This is a genomic window from Nitrospina gracilis 3/211, from assembly GCF_000341545.2.
Classification (GTDB): domain Bacteria; phylum Nitrospinota; class Nitrospinia; order Nitrospinales; family Nitrospinaceae; genus Nitrospina; species Nitrospina gracilis.
Window position 1 is genome coordinate 936,146 of sequence record NZ_HG422173.1, and the last position, 14,156, is coordinate 950,301.

The following is a 14,156-nucleotide window of genomic DNA, read 5'->3' on the forward strand; positions in this document are numbered from 1 at the left end:
CTCAAACTCGAGGCCCCGCAAAAGGGATGATCCATGGATAAAATTTTTGACAAGATTCCATACGACAAACTGGATCGGTTCCAGAAACCCCAGGCCATCATGGTGGGAGCGGCGCTGTGCTTCGGCATTTTTATTGCCTATTACCTTTTAATTTACAGTGCCTACCAGGATGAGTATCGCGAACTGGAAACCAAGTTGAGTAAAACTGAGGACAAGCTGAAACTGTACCAGCAGGAAGTGTCGCAGAAGGAATTGATCACCAAACAGGTCGCCACGCTTTCAGGTACGCTGGTTGAAAAGAAACGCCAGCTTCCGTTGGTTGAGCAATTGCCCACGCTTTTGAACAAAATTTCGGATGTGGGCCGGTTCCTGGACGTGAACATTGTGACGTTCCGGCTGGATGAAGCGTCCGAAAAGAAATTTTACAAGGAAATCCCCATCACAATGACCATCACCGGGGATTACTACCATACGGCCGGATTCTTTGACACGTTGCAGAGCCTGTTGCGCATGGTGAATATTTCCAAGCTCAAAATGGTTCGGGAGACCACTCAGGTTCCGGTGAAGGGTGAAATGGGTGAGGCCCAACGGAAGTCGGTCCTTTTGTTGAAGACGGACATTCAAGCGAAAACGTTTGCATACATTGAAGGCTCCGAGAAAGAGGGTGAATAAAGCCATATGTGGAACGCGACGATGAAAACGCAGACACAATATTTAAACGGATTCCCTGACACCCGCGGTGTGCGCTGGTTCGTGGCGGCCCTGATGGCGGCCTGGATGGTCCTTGCCGTCTGGGTCCCGGAACTCCAGGCGGCCAGAACGCAAAACAAGACTTCACTCGTTCGGCAGTTGTTCGTGCTAAGCGGATCCCAGAAGGAAAAGGCTCTGGTGGCGCGCATGACCATGGAACCTTCCGTGTTCACCAACCCGAACCTGCTGTCATCTTTGGGGCTTTCAAAAGAGCACATCACCCTCATCAATGAAGTGTACGAGGGAGCGTTCAACACCAACGAGTTTTACAATACCAAATTCCGGGCCCTTCGAGATGGTTTCAACCGAACGCACATCCGCCGGGCCATCCGGTTTTTCCGTTCGCCGCTGGGGCGCCGCATCGCTGCATTGGACTCCAGCTATGTGAAGCGATGGGGCGAATACGAAAGCTTTCTCAAGCGCATCACGGCACACCCTCCGGACAAAAAGCGCCTGGAGTTGATGGACCGCCTGGAGAAAGCCAAGTCGCAGGTAGATTACGATATCAAATTCAAGGCATCCATGCTTCGTACGGTGGCGCCGTTGAACGATTTCTTCGCCGTAGGCAGCGCCGAGAAGCTGGTCATGAAGTTGAAGATGGAACTGCGCGACCATCAGCGGTCCTTGCACATCATCGACAACCTTTTCCGCTACAAAGCTCTCAGTGATCGTGATGTCGAACGCATGGTCCGGTTTTATGAATCGCCCGAAGGGCGCTGGTACAACCGTAGGGACCAGGAGGGCAACGCCGCAGGTATCTCCAAAATGAATCGGCGGGCGGAAAGGGCCTTGAAGGAAGTGGTGCGCCGGCTCAAATCCACGAAAGAAGATTTTGACACTCTCAAAGCCGTGTTCGCTCCCGGTCTGCGCTACATGTTCACGGACAAACGGGATCCCTTTGTGCCTCAGATTGATGAAGTGAATATAGAAGCCATACAGAAGCAGATGCAGGAAGACAAGGACCGGCGGAAACGCATGAAGGAAAGAATGGAAGAGAAACAGTTGTTCCGAAGCCGTATGGACCAGGAACTGGGAACCCTTCCGTCGATTCCTTACGAGGTCTACCGCGCAGTCAAACGAACGGACCCGAGACTCCATTCCGACCTCGAATACTATGCGGCGCTGTTTAAAAACAAAAGAGAACTGCGGGACATGAGCAAGGATGAGATCGTAGAGGAAATCAGCAATTACAAGAATCTGATTGAAAAGGCCAGTGGGGTTGGGTCCATGCAGATCGGGTCCGACCTGCAGAATGAACTGGGTCAATTGAAACTGTCCGGTCTCATCTGGAACGGCCAGGAGACCGTTGCCCTGGTGGAGACTCCGGATACTTTTGGACATACCATCCGCGTCGGTTCTCTGCTTGGACCGCGTTATGGTGTGGTCGAAGCCATTGATCAGGAAAAGATCACCATTATTGAACGTATCCGCGATTATCAGGGCAACATCCGGACCCAAACCCGATATCTGGAGTTTACTAAACCGGCCGATGAATGAGGAGCGTGTTGTGAAAACCAAAAACATGAAAATTCATATCTCTTGTTTGACCGCCGTCGTGATGGCTGTGTGCCTGACGGCGTTCCCGGTTTTCGGCGCCACGGGGGACAAGGGCCACGCCTCCGTCAAGCCGGAAAACATGAAGGGGATTTCTGTCACCAAATCCGGGAAAACCATCAATGGAAAAAAAGGCAAGGTTTGGAATGTCGCCCAGATGACCGAAGAGGCGCCCGCTTCGACCATAAATGAAATTCAGAACCTGACCGCAGACCAGCAAGGCGACGAAACCTCCATTCAACTCCAGATCAGCGGCTCGGTGAATTACACTGCCTTCAAACTGGAAAACCCGCTCCGCCTGGTGCTCGACTTTCCGGGTACGTCCCAGGGCATGTTGAGCGGAGCCATCCAGGTCAACAAGGGAGTGGTCAATACGGTCACCCCGACGTACTTTGAAGAAGCCAAAGTGCTGCGCTTGGAGATCGGTCTCAACCAGACCGCCAGTTACGAAATCGTCAAAACCGGACCCAACAGCCTGGACGTCCGCATTCAGGCGGCTTCCATGGAAGCAGGAAACAAGGACACCCGCACGGCCTCCTCGTTTGAGGAAGAAATGGGCATGACCAGTGGGCAACAGGAAGGCTCCCTTTACGAATCGGGATCCAAGGCCAGCGTGGAAGATACCTGCGGCAACCTGCTGGGCGGACAGAAAGAACGCTATACCTTCGACTTCCAGGACGCGAGCCTGAAAAACATTTTCCGTATCATTTCCGATGTCAGCGGGTTCAACGTTGTGTTGTCTCCGGATGTGAGTGGAAACGTCAATGTCCGCCTGGTTGATGTCGGCTGGAATACAGCTCTTGAATTGATACTGGATAACTACGGGCTTGCACGCAAATGCCAGAAAAACATCATTCGCATTGCACCCAAAGCGGCGCTCGAGGAAGCCAAGAAATCCGAACCGCTGGTGACCGAAATGATCCGCATCAGTTACGCGGACATCGAGGAGATGGTGAAAAATCTGGAAAAAATCAAGTCGATTGACCGGGGTCAGATCTCTTCCGACACCCGGACCAACACGCTGATCCTCACCGACATTGAGGACAAGATCGAGGAAATGGTGTCGGTGATCCGGACGCTGGATATCCGAACCCCGCAGGTCATGATCGAGTCCCGTATCATCGAGATCGCCCGGTCGTTCACCCAGGACCTCGGACTGCAATGGACGTTGAACAACAACATCGACGTGGCCAACCCGGGATTCCCGACCACGCTGAACGGCGAATTCCTGGTGGACCTCGCCACTAACGTAGCCACGCCCGCGGGCTTGTACACGTTGACCATGAGCGATGCGGACCACCAGTTGCAGTTGATCCTGGCCGCCGCGGAGAGCGAGGGCAAGTCGCGCACCATCGCCAATCCCAAGGTGACGACACTGGATAACAAGGAAGCCAAGATCCGCAGTGGCCGGGAGATCCCGTATCAGACTTTCTCCGCGAACGAAGGTACCAAGATCGAGTTCGTCGATGCGGAAATCAACCTGACGGTCAAACCCCATATCACGGCGGAAGAGGACGTCTACATGAAGATAACCGCGACCCAGAACCAGGCCGACTTCGGTCAGCAGGTCAACGGCGTACCGACCATCATCACCAAGGAAGCCAATTCCGAAGTGCTGGTGGACAACGGTGCCACGGTGGTGCTGGGCGGCCTTTTCCAGCAGGAAATCAACGAAGCCCGCGTGCGGGTGCCTTACCTGCACCAGATTCCGATTCTCGGATACCTCTTCAAGAATCGTTCGCAAGATGATACCATCTCGGAATTACTGATTTTCGTTACGCCCACCATCGTGCGGGAAAACATCGAATAGGATTCAATGAAAGTTTTGAGGATAGATCTGGCCGACAGGAGTTACGACATCCTGATCGGCCAGAATCTATTTGGCACCCTTGGGGACCGCGTGCCTTCGCTTGCCGGTCTGCGCCGCGCGGTGATCGTCACGCATCCTTCCATCCGCGCTCTGTACGGGCCTGCGCTGGAGGCCGGGTTGAAGCAGGCGGGCATCGAAAGCCGCGTTGTTGAAATTCCGGAGGGCGAGGCGCACAAAACGCTGGCCAGCGCCGAAGTGGTTTATGATCACCTGATGAAGAGCGCCTACGACCGAAACACACTGATGGTCGCTCTGGGGGGCGGGGTGATCGGTGACCTCACCGGCTTCGTCGCCGCAACCTATCAACGGGGCGTGCCCTTCCTGCAGGTGCCCACGACCCTGCTGTCGCAGGTGGACAGCAGTGTCGGCGGCAAAACCGCCGTCAACCACCCGCTCGGCAAAAACATGATCGGCGCGTTCTACCAGCCGCGCGCCGTCATCATCGACCTCAACACCTTGAAGACCCTTCCTCCCGATGAATTCCGCGCCGGCATGGCCGAGATCATCAAGTATGGGGTCATCGAGGACCCGGATCTGTTCCAGTATCTGGAAGACAACGTGGATGCGATCCAGGCGCAGGACCCGCAAACGCTCACCCACATCATCGAAACTTCGTGTGCCATCAAGGCGCGGGTGGTGGAGAAAGACGAGCGCGAAAGCAATTACCGTATGGTTCTGAATTACGGCCACACCGTCGGCCATGCCGTGGAAGCCCTCACCGGATACACGCAATTCAAACACGGCGAGGCCGTGGCAATCGGCATGGTCGCCGCAGCGCGCCTGTCGCACCAGATGGGATACTGCGACGCCGCCACGGTGGAGCGGATCACCAAGCTCATTGACCGCTACGGCCTGCCCACGGCCCTTCCGGAATTTCCCGCCCGCGCTTACATCGAGTCCATGTACCGCGACAAAAAAGCGCGCGAAAAGAAAATCCGCTTCATCCTCGTCCACACACTGGGCAAAGTGGAAATCGTGGATGCCGTCCCCGAGCCGGAACTTGAAAAAGTTTTGATTTCGAAGTGATTCCTCCGCGCAGGGTGGGCCCCTGCCGGTCCGCTTGACTTCCCCCTGCCATTTACCTATATTCCAATTAAGCGGTGTTTTTACCGCATTTTCTTTTCCAGGTCCCGAATTTTCAGTGAACCTGGGTCTTCATCGGTCCCCGGAGGGTTCCGGTCTGTGTCAACGATCGATCTCCTTTCGCTCCGCCAGTCTTATCTCAATGCATTTCCATCCGGAGGTGTTGAATGACTAAGGAATACAAAAACTATATCAACGGCAAATGGGTGGCCTCGTCCAGCGGCGAGATTTTTGAAAACACCAACCCCGCCAACTGCAACGAGGTGCTGGGCCGTTTTCAGAAATCGAACAAGAAGGACGTGGACAAAGCTGTCGCCGCCGCGGCCAAGGCCAAGAAAATGTGGCGGGAAACCCCGGCGCCCAAACGTGGCGAAATCATGTACAAAGTCGCCGAGCTGTTGGTGAAGCACAAGGAATCGCTGGCGCAGGACATGACGAAGGAAATGGGAAAGATCATCGCCGAGACGCGTGGCGACGTGCAGGAGGCGATCGACCTCACCTACTTCGCCGCGGGCGAAGGCCGGCGCATGGCCGGGGAAACGGTTCCTTCCGAACTCAAAAACAAATTCGCCATGTCGGTGAGGATGCCCCTGGGCGTCGTCGCCTGCGTCACGCCGTGGAACTTTCCGCTCGCCATTCCGTCGTGGAAACTGATCCCGGCGCTCATCTGCGGCAACACCGCGGTCATCAAACCGGCGGAGGACACGCCGCTGACCGTGGTCAACTTCATGAACATTTTCGAGAAGGCGGGGCTGCCCCCCGGCGTGGTCAACATGGTCACGGGTTTCGGACCCGATGCGGGTGCGCCGCTGGTCGAGCACAAGGATGTGGACATGGTGTCGTTCACCGGTTCCACGCAGACCGGCGCGGGGATTGCCAGCGCCTGCGCCCAGAGGATGAAGCAGTACTCGCTGGAGATGGGCGGCAAGAACGCCATCATCATCATGGACGACGCCAACCTGAGCCTTGCGCTGGAAGGGGTGATGTTCGGAGCGTTCGGCACCACCGGTCAGCGTTGCACGGCCTGCAGCCGCGTGGTCATTCACAAGAAGGTGGCGAAGAAGTTCACCGACATGCTGGTCGAACGGGCCAAAAAGCTGAAACTGGGCAACGGTCTCGATGAGAAAGTGGACATGGGGCCGCTCATCAACGACAAGGCGCGCGAAAAGGTCCACCGCTATGTGCAGATTGGCAAGGACGAAGGTGCAAAACTGCTGACCGGCGGCAATTACGCCAACGGCAAGGTCCTCAAGAACGGCTGGTTCTACCAGCCCACGGTGTTTGCCGATGTCGATTCCAAAATGCGCATCGCGCAGGAGGAGATTTTCGGTCCTGTGGTCGGTGTCATCGCCTGCAGCAGTTTCGAGGAAGCGGTGGACATCGTCAACGATTCCTCCTACGGGCTGTCTTCGGCGATTTACACGCAGGACGTCAACCGGGCCTTCAAGGCCATCGAAACCCTGGAAACCGGGTTGACCTATGTCAACGCATCGACCATCGGTGCGGAAATCCAGCTCCCGTTTGGCGGCATCAAGGGAACGGGCAACGGCCACCGCGAGGTGGGTATCGCCGCGCTCGAAACCTTCTCGGAATGGAAGTCGGTGTTCGTTGATTACAGCGGCAAACTGCAGAAAGCCCAGATCGACCACGACTAACGGGCGTGGCCCGTGTCAGGTTGGGTAATGCCCGATGGACGGAACGATGGTCGGTGGGCCCAATTTCATGTGGCACACGTTTCCTCCGGACGTAGTCCAGGCGGGCGTGGCCCGCGACAAAAGGTAAACGCGTTTGCGCGGGAAACGTTTACCTGCTTTAATGGTCCCTCCTTGGTAATAAGGGGAAAACTGGAATTCAGAGGGGAATTCCTTTAAGAAAAGTTTTAAAGCGGGGTGACGAAACCACGCGTTTTCTCCGGACGCGGTCCGGGAAAGGGGAGGACCATTCTTAGATTTTCCGTTTTATCCAGCGGCAGCAAGGGCAACGCGCTGTTCGTCGAAAGCGACCGCGCCCGCATCCTCATCGACAACGGCCTGTCCCTGCGCGAATTGAAACTGCGCATGGAGGCGGTTCAGAGGAACGTGACTGACCTCGACGCGGTATTCATCACGCACGAGCATTCCGACCACATCCGCGGCATGAAGTTGCTGCTCAACAAACACGGCGTCCCCGTGTACGCGACCCAGGGCACGTTCGACGGCGCGCGCCGGCACCACGATCCGTTTGACAAGGCGCAGTGCATTGCGCGTGAGGACGAGGTGGCGGTGGGCGACCTGCGTATCGAATCGTTTCCCACCCCGCACGACGCCGCGGAGTCGGTGGCCTACGTCGTGCGGTGCGGATCGATGAAGCTGGGTCACGCCACCGACCTCGGTTCTTCCACGCCCACCGTCGAAGCGCGATTGAAAGGGGTGGACGTGTTGCTGATCGAGGCCAATCACGATCCCGACATGCTGCTCAACGGCTCGTACCCGTGGCCGCTCAAAAAGCGCGTCGCCAGCGACACGGGTCATCTTTCCAACCAGACCTGCGCCGAAATGTTGAGTGTCCTCAATCACGCCAACCTTCAGAAAGTGGTGCTGATGCATCTGAGCGAAAAAAACAACCGGCCGGAGCTGGCGCTGAACCACGCGCACCGTGCGCTCGCCGCTTCACCGGTGCCGGTGGAGGTGGCCAGGCAGGATCGGCCCACTCCCCTGTTTGCCATCCAGTAACCCCCCTCCGTTTTCATGGAACCTTCCGCATGAGTGCCTCCGATGACAAAGCCCTCGGCAGCTGGTACGGCATGGCCGTCGGCGACGCGCTCGGTCAGTCGGTGAAGGGCCTCAAACCCGAAACCGTCAAACAGTATTTCAAAACCGTCGATGCCTATCACGATGTGAAACCTTACATCGGAAAAGGCGTGAAGCGGTACCGCATGAAGGGATTGTACGGCGTGCAGACGCAGACGGCGCTGGCGCTGAGCGAGGTTTTGCTGACCACGAAAAAACCGGAGCCGGAAGCGGTCGCCGATGTGTTGATGCGCATGGGGGCGAACGGACCCGAAGGCTACTTCGGCGTGTTTCGCCGGCCGGAAGGGTGCTTTTACAAGACAGTCGAATCGTTTCCCAACCGCACGGCTGTGGCGAGGTCAAACGAACCGTACGCTTTCGGATCGACGTTCTCTGTCGCCGTACCGATCGCCGCGTACATGAAACGCAATTCCGTCACCTTCCGCAGTCAGTGCGTGGAAGCGGCGCGGCTGTTCAGCCGGCATCCATGGGAAATCGTCGGCACCGTGCTGACCGGGTTTCTGGTGACGCGTTGCCTTGATCTGCAACCCGCATCCAGTCCCGGTGCGTTACAGCATTTGTTTGGCGATGCCGCAGAGTTTTGCGAAGAAATCGAAGCGTTGTTGCAGGCGGAGCACGGCGACGTCTGGCATGCGGTGGAGAAAGACCCGCAGGTGTTCAGCAAAACGTTTCGCGAATTGGAAACGCGATACGAGCCGGGGCAGCGTGACGCACTCGGCAAATGGATCGCTGAGAATGCGTCGCACTTCACCGGTTTGGACATCGTGCACCCGACGCAGGGGCACGCGCTTTCCCTCCTGCCGTTTGGATTGCTGATGCTGGTGGAAATGACGGGTGGTTTCGAGGCGGTGCTCACCACCACACTCAATCATGGACGCGAAGCCGACAAGCTGGGCGCGCTGGTGGGCGCCTGGGCCGGAGCGTTGTACGGGTTCGACGCCATCCCCGACGCCTGGCGGAGCGGGCTGGTCAACGCGAAAGAGATCAAGGCACGCGGCGAAGCGCTGGCACGCCGGAAGAATATGAAAAGTGACAAGGACCTCATTGCGATGGAACTCGGCCTCACCAACAAGGAAGCCGAGGAGCGTAGAAAATTTCTGCCGAAGGAAACGAAGAAAGCGGGGAAGAAATCAACGCCGCTCGACGATCTGTGGATGGAAGAAGAGTCGCGCGATACCATCAGTCAACTGAAAGAGGACCCGTACAAGTGGCGGCAATTCGAACGCGACAAGGCGAAAAAGAAACGGGATCGGCGACGCAAACCGGGATTTTCGGATTAATTTTTGCCCGAATAGCCCCTTAAATTGGCAGTTTTTGGGGAAGTCATTGATTTTTTACAGGAAAATTCAATTATCCGCTTAACCTCGATGTGAAAATCGGCTATAATATTTGTCATAATCCATTGATAGATAAACTGTTATGAGGGGGACCGGGGCCGGTTCCAATCTGAAGGGTGCAGGATTTGACAAGATTAACGGGTCCACTTTTGTAGGAGAGAGTTGTGAAATCCGGAAACTATTTTTTGCTGGTCTTGAGCCTCGTATTTGCGGCGCATCCGGTATTTGCGCAGGACGCGCCCAAGCCTGCCCCGGCACCGGCGCCGGTGCAGGAACAGAAACAGGAGTGTGCGCCGCGCCCCGGTGAAACCCAACCGGCGGACATCGTGGTGGGCAAAAACCTGTCGGTGGACATGCCCCTGCAGGCAGCCGTCGACCTTCTCGGCATTCCCGAATTCATCAAGATCAATCGCGGTACGGATCCGGGTTTGGACAATATCGAGATCACTTATCCCAATCATGATCTCGTGATCCGTGCATTGACTGAAGGCAAGGTGGTGGAAGCCATTGAGATCGGCCCGAACTTCAAAGGCGCGTTCAGTCAGGGAGACATCCGCCTCGGTGCGAAATTCGAGGACGTGGTGGCGAGTTACGGGGTGCCGGCATCGCTGACGGCTCAGGTGGCGCGGTATCCGGACGAGGGTCTGTATTTTCTTTTCAGCGACCGGATTCTTTTGTCGGCGAAAACGTATTCCAAGAATACGCGTCTGCTCGATGCGCGGTTGATGAACCCGTAAGCGCCCGGGCAAAACAGCAAATCTCGCAGCACCGGCGCAATGCCGCAAGGTTATTTGGAGGAGGAGAAACATGGGTCTTCGGACCCATGTTTTTTTTGGCTGGAAGTCGCGAATTAAAGCGAGATTTCCACCTGCAACTGCAGGGTGTTCCAGGCATGGCATTCTGGACAAAAAGCATACCAGGCGTTCCCTTTGTGGTGGCAGGCCGAGCAGATGTACTGTTCGATGGCGATGGAGAGGCGGTTGTGGGTGGCGTGCATGATTTCGTCCACCTGCGCATAATCGTTACGATCCAAAAGGGCTTTGATCTTGTACATCTGCGTAGACAGCGAGGGGTGTTCGATATTGTTGAGCACTTCCATGGCGGTGTCTTTTTCTTCGTGGTGGAAGAGATGGTGTACGTAGAGCATGGAAAACAATTCGCGCCGGTTGTCGCTGGATGCTTTACTGATCGCCTCCTGGTACAGCTTGTAGCTGTCATGGACTTTGTCCATGTCCTCGTAGAGGTTCTGCAGGCGGATCAGGAAAATGGGTGACTGGGTGATGTCGAACCCGTCCTTCCAGAATTTGATCGCGGTTTTGGGGTTGTTGTTTTCCAGGTAAAGCTGGCCGAGGGTGAGGTAAGCGGGAAGACACCTGTTGTTCTCGCGAAGCGCGCGCTTGAGCTCCACAATTGCCGGCTCGATTTTCTTTTCCTGGTAGAGCTGGTAGCCCTTCGAATACGTGATCTGGCTGAACAGCTCCTGTTCCTGCGCGAGCTCGCGGGCGTCGTGGATGAGGGGCATGACGGCCTTCTGCATCTGGTACGCCTGGTCCGGGTTGCCCGCTTTCAAAAACGCATCCCGCAACTGGCGCAGGGTCGGAAGGGAGTTGGGATTGCGGCTGCGGATTTCCTTCAGGGTGGCGATTTCATTTTCCACGTTGCCCAGAGCGGCGTAGTCCTTTGCCAGCGCGAACCGGACCGGCAGGTTGTCCGGGTCCAGCTTGATGGCCCGTTGGTGCATGGTGACGGCGCGTTCGGGGTCGCCTTCCTCCCGCAATTGATCGCCCAGGTGAGCGAGCGCTTCAAAATGCTCCGGCGCCTGGTTCAGGATTTTTTCCAACAGGGCGATGCCTTTGGCCCGCTGTCCACTGGTGATCTCGTTGATCGCTTTCTGGAAAAGTTCTTCCCATTTACGGTGCAGCTTTTCCTGTTTCCGGACCACCCGCTGCCTGCCGTACTGTCGAAGCGAGTTGCGGAACTGCTGGAGCCCCGTCGCCAGCGCCGTGCACACCACTCCGACCAGGATCGAACCCAGCATGAACACCACGATGGGCATTTTCAGGGAAAAGTGCTGGGTGAAATAAACCTCGACGTCGCTGGGATTGAGAAACGTGAAGTAAACGATCAGCAGGACAAAAACGATCAGGGTTGAGATCAGTTTTAAGGTCACGTCGTGTATTCAGGTTGTGAAGTTGTTGATCAAACAGTTTGTGTCGCGGATTTCAGGAAATGGATCCCGGATCGTCTCCGAAGGATTCCATCCGCCTGTTGAGTTTTTCTTCCTTTTCCAGTTTTTCCAGGCATTTTACACAATACCGGGTGAACGGCACCACCTGAAGACGGGCCTCGGGAATTTTACCTTCACATTCCGAGCACACACCGTATTCACCCGCGGTGATTTTTTCGAGCGCCTCTTCCACCAGTTTCAGTTTTTGCCGTTCCTGTTCACCCAGGTTGAGCAGCATCTGCCGGGAGGAGGAACGCGCCGCGTCGTCGGACACATCCGAGACAAGCTTGGTGAATTCTTCATCCTGGCTGGATTTTATGTTTTTTTCCAAGTCTCCCAGAATTTCCGATCGGATCTGGATCAACTGGGACTTCAACTCGGAAACTTTCTTCTTGTCCATGGTTCCGGAATCTCCTCACGTTCACTCGTTCATTCGCTCATCGCTGCAATCACGGGGACATCTCCCCAAAGCCGCTCCAGGTCGAAATGCGTCCGGACTTCCTGCAAAAATATATGAACTATCATGTCTCCAAGATCGAGGATCACCCAGTTGCCCTGCTGGTACCCTTCCTGTGCGACCGCGTCGTAGGGAGTGCCGGAGGTTTTTTCGAGGATGTTGTCCGCGATGGCCTGAACCTGGACTTTGGAATTCCCACTGCATATCAGGAAATAATCCGTCAGGTCCGTGCGGTTTCTCAGATCCAGAAGAATGATATTGGAAGCTTTTTTTTCGGTGGCCGCGTCAACCACCAATTGTTGGAGTTCGCTTAAAGACTCTCTCATCAAGACATCGGATGGGGGTGTGCTTGGTATAAACGATGCGTCATGATATACCCTGATACGGCAGGTGGCAACATCTTTTTGACCGCGTCACCCCGCCTCAATGCATCCCGGATTTCCGTTGAGGATACGGCTTCCGGAGGGATTGGAAAGAGTGCGATGCGGCGTCCGGTTTGCCTGCAGAAAAACGTCCGCCGTGTGTGGTCGGAATCCTCCGGCCGATAGGAAAACGGCAGGTCGGAGATCAGGGTTTTCATGTCTTCGGCGGCTTCGTCGAGCGTGTGGCCGGGGCGTGACGCCACCAGGATGTGACTCGCTTTCAACACGCGGTCGTACTGCTTCCAGGTTGAAAAGTCGCGAAACGTGTCGGCACCCATTATTAAAGAAATCTGGGCGTTGGGCCATCGACTTTGCAGTTCTTCCAACGTGTCCCGCGTGTAAGACACTCCCCCCCTTTCGATTTCAATTTCCGAAATTTCGAATCCGTTTTCATTCTCCAGTGCGCGGCGGAGCATCTCCAGACGGTGGTGCGTCGGAGTGATATCCCGGTCTCGTTTATGCGGGGGAATGGCTGCGGGAATGAACAGCACCCGGTCCAGGGAAAAAGTGGCCCGTGCCTCCCGTGCCAGGCCCAGGTGGCCGTTGTGCACGGGGTCGAAACTGCCGCCCAATATTCCGATTTGTTCGTGGGATGGTGTGTTCATGAAATCGAGTCGGGAAAATGGATGCCGGCCAGAGGAATGTGCCGCTGCCTGCAGCCCCTGTTAATACCGCCATCTTATCGGTTTGATTTCTTTTATTTAAGAAAAAAACGCAGGGGTCGAAAAGGGATAAATGCCCGGTTCTTCTGGCCAATTCTCTGAACGCCTGATTGGGGGTCAACTGGTCCGGTCTGCCCTTCCGGGTGGAGGTTTGGTAAAGGAATGGCACGGCATTCTAATGGAAGGGGACCGCAACCTCTAAAATCAAAAGGGTTTTCACAATTTTTGTCTCCGGGAGTGACAATAATTGTCTTTTTCAGGAGGGAAAGCGGTGAAATTTTTGTTGGACAAACTCCCCCTTTATTTTTTAAATTGTTGTTATTAAATGAATTATTAAAATTATGGAAGAATTTGGGTGTTTTCGGCATATAGCTTGCAATCTACGTGGGCAAACGAATACGACGAGTATCCCAGAAGTCAGGTTTTGTTCCAGAAACTGTTAACTCTCATCAGGAGGAGTAGTAATGATTAGTCGAAACGAAAAAGGTTTTACCTTGATCGAGCTGCTGATCGTAATCGCCATCATCGGTATCCTGGCGGCGATCGCGATTCCTCAGTTCAACCAGTATAAAGCTCGTGCCTACAACTCGGACTCCAAGTCCAACCTGCACAACCTGTACCTGGGTTGTAAAGCTTACTGGGCCGAGCAGGGTTCTTCCCAGGCGTGTAACGTAGCCACGGTTACCGCTGCGGAATACGGTTATGTTCAGTCCACCCGTGTCAGCATCCAGGGTTCCGGTAATGAAACCGGCTTTGCCGCTACGGCTCAGCACCTGGACAGCACGACCAGCTACACCATGGATGCGAACGGCAACATCAACTAATCCATGGGTGTCGTAAGACACACGGGTTTGTGTTGAACCAAACTCACCATCACGCTCCCACCCCGGAATCCGGGGTGGGAGTTTTTTTTGCCCAGACCTTGTCTGCAGGGCCGCATCTGATTGCCGGCCTGCAGGCAGGATTGACATGGGTTCGGTAAGGGAGTCCAATAGCAGGGGAAGT

The 14,156-nt window shown here is 55.4% G+C and carries 14 protein-coding genes; 9 read left to right on the plus strand and 5 right to left on the minus strand.

The genetic code is table 11. The features are described from left to right. Positions 1–33: 33 nt before the first annotated feature. From TX82_RS15055 to TX82_RS04440, 8 genes are all read left to right on the plus strand, one after another. Positions 34–672 carry a type IV pilus inner membrane component PilO gene (locus tag TX82_RS15055; RefSeq protein WP_005007481.1) on the plus strand — a complete coding sequence of 213 codons (639 nt, stop codon included), beginning with the start codon at positions 34–36 and terminating at the stop codon, positions 670–672. Positions 673–693: 21 nt separating this feature from the next. After that, positions 694–2,247, plus strand: coding sequence for a pilus assembly protein PilP (locus tag TX82_RS04410; RefSeq protein ID WP_005007483.1), 1,554 nt, complete (start codon positions 694–696; stop codon positions 2,245–2,247). A 10-nt stretch (positions 2,248–2,257) separates the two neighbouring features. Further along, on the plus strand, positions 2,258–4,114 hold the full coding sequence (locus TX82_RS15060; protein WP_187291906.1) for a type IV pilus secretin family protein: 1,857 nt from the start codon (positions 2,258–2,260) through the stop codon (positions 4,112–4,114). A gap of 6 nt (positions 4,115–4,120) precedes the next feature. Then, positions 4,121–5,200, plus strand: coding sequence for a 3-dehydroquinate synthase (gene aroB / locus TX82_RS04420; RefSeq protein ID WP_005007490.1), 1,080 nt, complete (start codon positions 4,121–4,123; stop codon positions 5,198–5,200). Positions 5,201–5,424: 224 nt separating this feature from the next. Continuing rightward, a complete protein-coding gene (locus TX82_RS04425; RefSeq protein ID WP_005007492.1) occupies positions 5,425–6,912 on the plus strand; it encodes an aldehyde dehydrogenase family protein in 1,488 nt (495 codons plus the stop codon). Between the two features lie 234 nt (positions 6,913–7,146). Next, complete coding sequence (locus TX82_RS04430) at positions 7,147–7,968, plus strand: MBL fold metallo-hydrolase (protein ID WP_005007493.1); 822 nt, start codon at positions 7,147–7,149, stop codon at positions 7,966–7,968. Between the two features lie 29 nt (positions 7,969–7,997). Next, on the plus strand, positions 7,998–9,326 hold the full coding sequence (locus TX82_RS04435) for an ADP-ribosylglycohydrolase family protein (protein WP_005007494.1): 1,329 nt from the start codon (positions 7,998–8,000) through the stop codon (positions 9,324–9,326). Positions 9,327–9,547: 221 nt separating this feature from the next. Beyond that, entirely contained in the window at positions 9,548–10,120 is a 573-nt protein-coding gene (locus tag TX82_RS04440) for a hypothetical protein (RefSeq protein WP_005007496.1), read from the plus strand. 113 nt (positions 10,121–10,233) lie between these two features. On the opposite strand, the gene TX82_RS04445 is transcribed toward TX82_RS04440, so the two are convergent. The 5 genes from TX82_RS04445 to TX82_RS15945 all read right to left on the minus strand — a co-directional run bounded on the left by TX82_RS04445 (position 10,234) and on the right by TX82_RS15945 (position 13,519). Further along, positions 10,234–11,553, minus strand: a complete 1,320-nt coding sequence (locus tag TX82_RS04445; protein WP_005007499.1) for a tetratricopeptide repeat protein — start codon at positions 11,551–11,553, stop codon at positions 10,234–10,236. A gap of 52 nt (positions 11,554–11,605) precedes the next feature. Then, a complete protein-coding gene (locus TX82_RS04450) occupies positions 11,606–12,010 on the minus strand; it encodes a TraR/DksA family transcriptional regulator (RefSeq protein ID WP_005007500.1) in 405 nt (134 codons plus the stop codon). A gap of 29 nt (positions 12,011–12,039) precedes the next feature. Then, on the minus strand, positions 12,040–12,393 hold the full coding sequence (rsfS, locus tag TX82_RS04455; RefSeq protein WP_005007501.1) for a ribosome silencing factor: 354 nt from the start codon (positions 12,391–12,393) through the stop codon (positions 12,040–12,042). Beyond that, positions 12,393–13,094 carry a nicotinate-nucleotide adenylyltransferase gene (gene nadD / locus TX82_RS04460; RefSeq protein ID WP_005007502.1) on the minus strand — a complete coding sequence of 234 codons (702 nt, stop codon included), beginning with the start codon at positions 13,092–13,094 and terminating at the stop codon, positions 12,393–12,395. Before nadD ends, rsfS begins: the two co-directional genes overlap by 1 nt. A gap of 92 nt (positions 13,095–13,186) precedes the next feature. Beyond that, positions 13,187–13,519 (minus strand): hypothetical protein, encoded by a 333-nt coding sequence (locus tag TX82_RS15945; protein WP_144079080.1) that lies wholly within the window; start codon positions 13,517–13,519, stop codon positions 13,187–13,189. A 96-nt stretch (positions 13,520–13,615) separates the two neighbouring features. Between TX82_RS15945 and TX82_RS16965 the strand changes: the two genes are divergently transcribed. Continuing rightward, the gene (locus TX82_RS16965) at positions 13,616–13,975 is read left to right on the plus strand and encodes a prepilin-type N-terminal cleavage/methylation domain-containing protein (RefSeq protein WP_005007504.1); all 360 of its coding nucleotides are present in this window, start codon (positions 13,616–13,618) and stop codon (positions 13,973–13,975) included. The last annotated feature ends 181 nt before the right edge of the window (positions 13,976–14,156 follow it).

Excerpts from the sequence above, each read along its gene's own strand:
- TX82_RS04435 (WP_005007494.1), top strand. The coding sequence starts at position 7,998 with ATGAGTGCCTCCGATGACAAAGCCCTCGGCAGCTGGTACGGCATGGCC.
- aroB (WP_005007490.1), top strand. The coding sequence starts at position 4,121 with ATGAAAGTTTTGAGGATAGATCTGGCCGACAGGAGTTACGACATCCTG.
- TX82_RS15055 (WP_005007481.1), top strand. The coding sequence starts at position 34 with ATGGATAAAATTTTTGACAAGATTCCATACGACAAACTGGATCGGTTC.
- TX82_RS15945 (WP_144079080.1), bottom strand. The coding sequence starts at position 13,519 with ATGCCGAAAACACCCAAATTCTTCCATAATTTTAATAATTCATTTAAT.
- rsfS (WP_005007501.1), bottom strand. The coding sequence starts at position 12,393 with ATGAGAGAGTCTTTAAGCGAACTCCAACAATTGGTGGTTGACGCGGCC.
- TX82_RS04425 (WP_005007492.1), top strand. The coding sequence starts at position 5,425 with ATGACTAAGGAATACAAAAACTATATCAACGGCAAATGGGTGGCCTCG.
- TX82_RS04450 (WP_005007500.1), bottom strand. The coding sequence starts at position 12,010 with ATGGACAAGAAGAAAGTTTCCGAGTTGAAGTCCCAGTTGATCCAGATC.
- TX82_RS16965 (WP_005007504.1), top strand. The coding sequence starts at position 13,616 with ATGATTAGTCGAAACGAAAAAGGTTTTACCTTGATCGAGCTGCTGATC.
- TX82_RS04410 (WP_005007483.1), top strand. The coding sequence starts at position 694 with ATGAAAACGCAGACACAATATTTAAACGGATTCCCTGACACCCGCGGT.
- nadD (WP_005007502.1), bottom strand. The coding sequence starts at position 13,094 with ATGAACACACCATCCCACGAACAAATCGGAATATTGGGCGGCAGTTTC.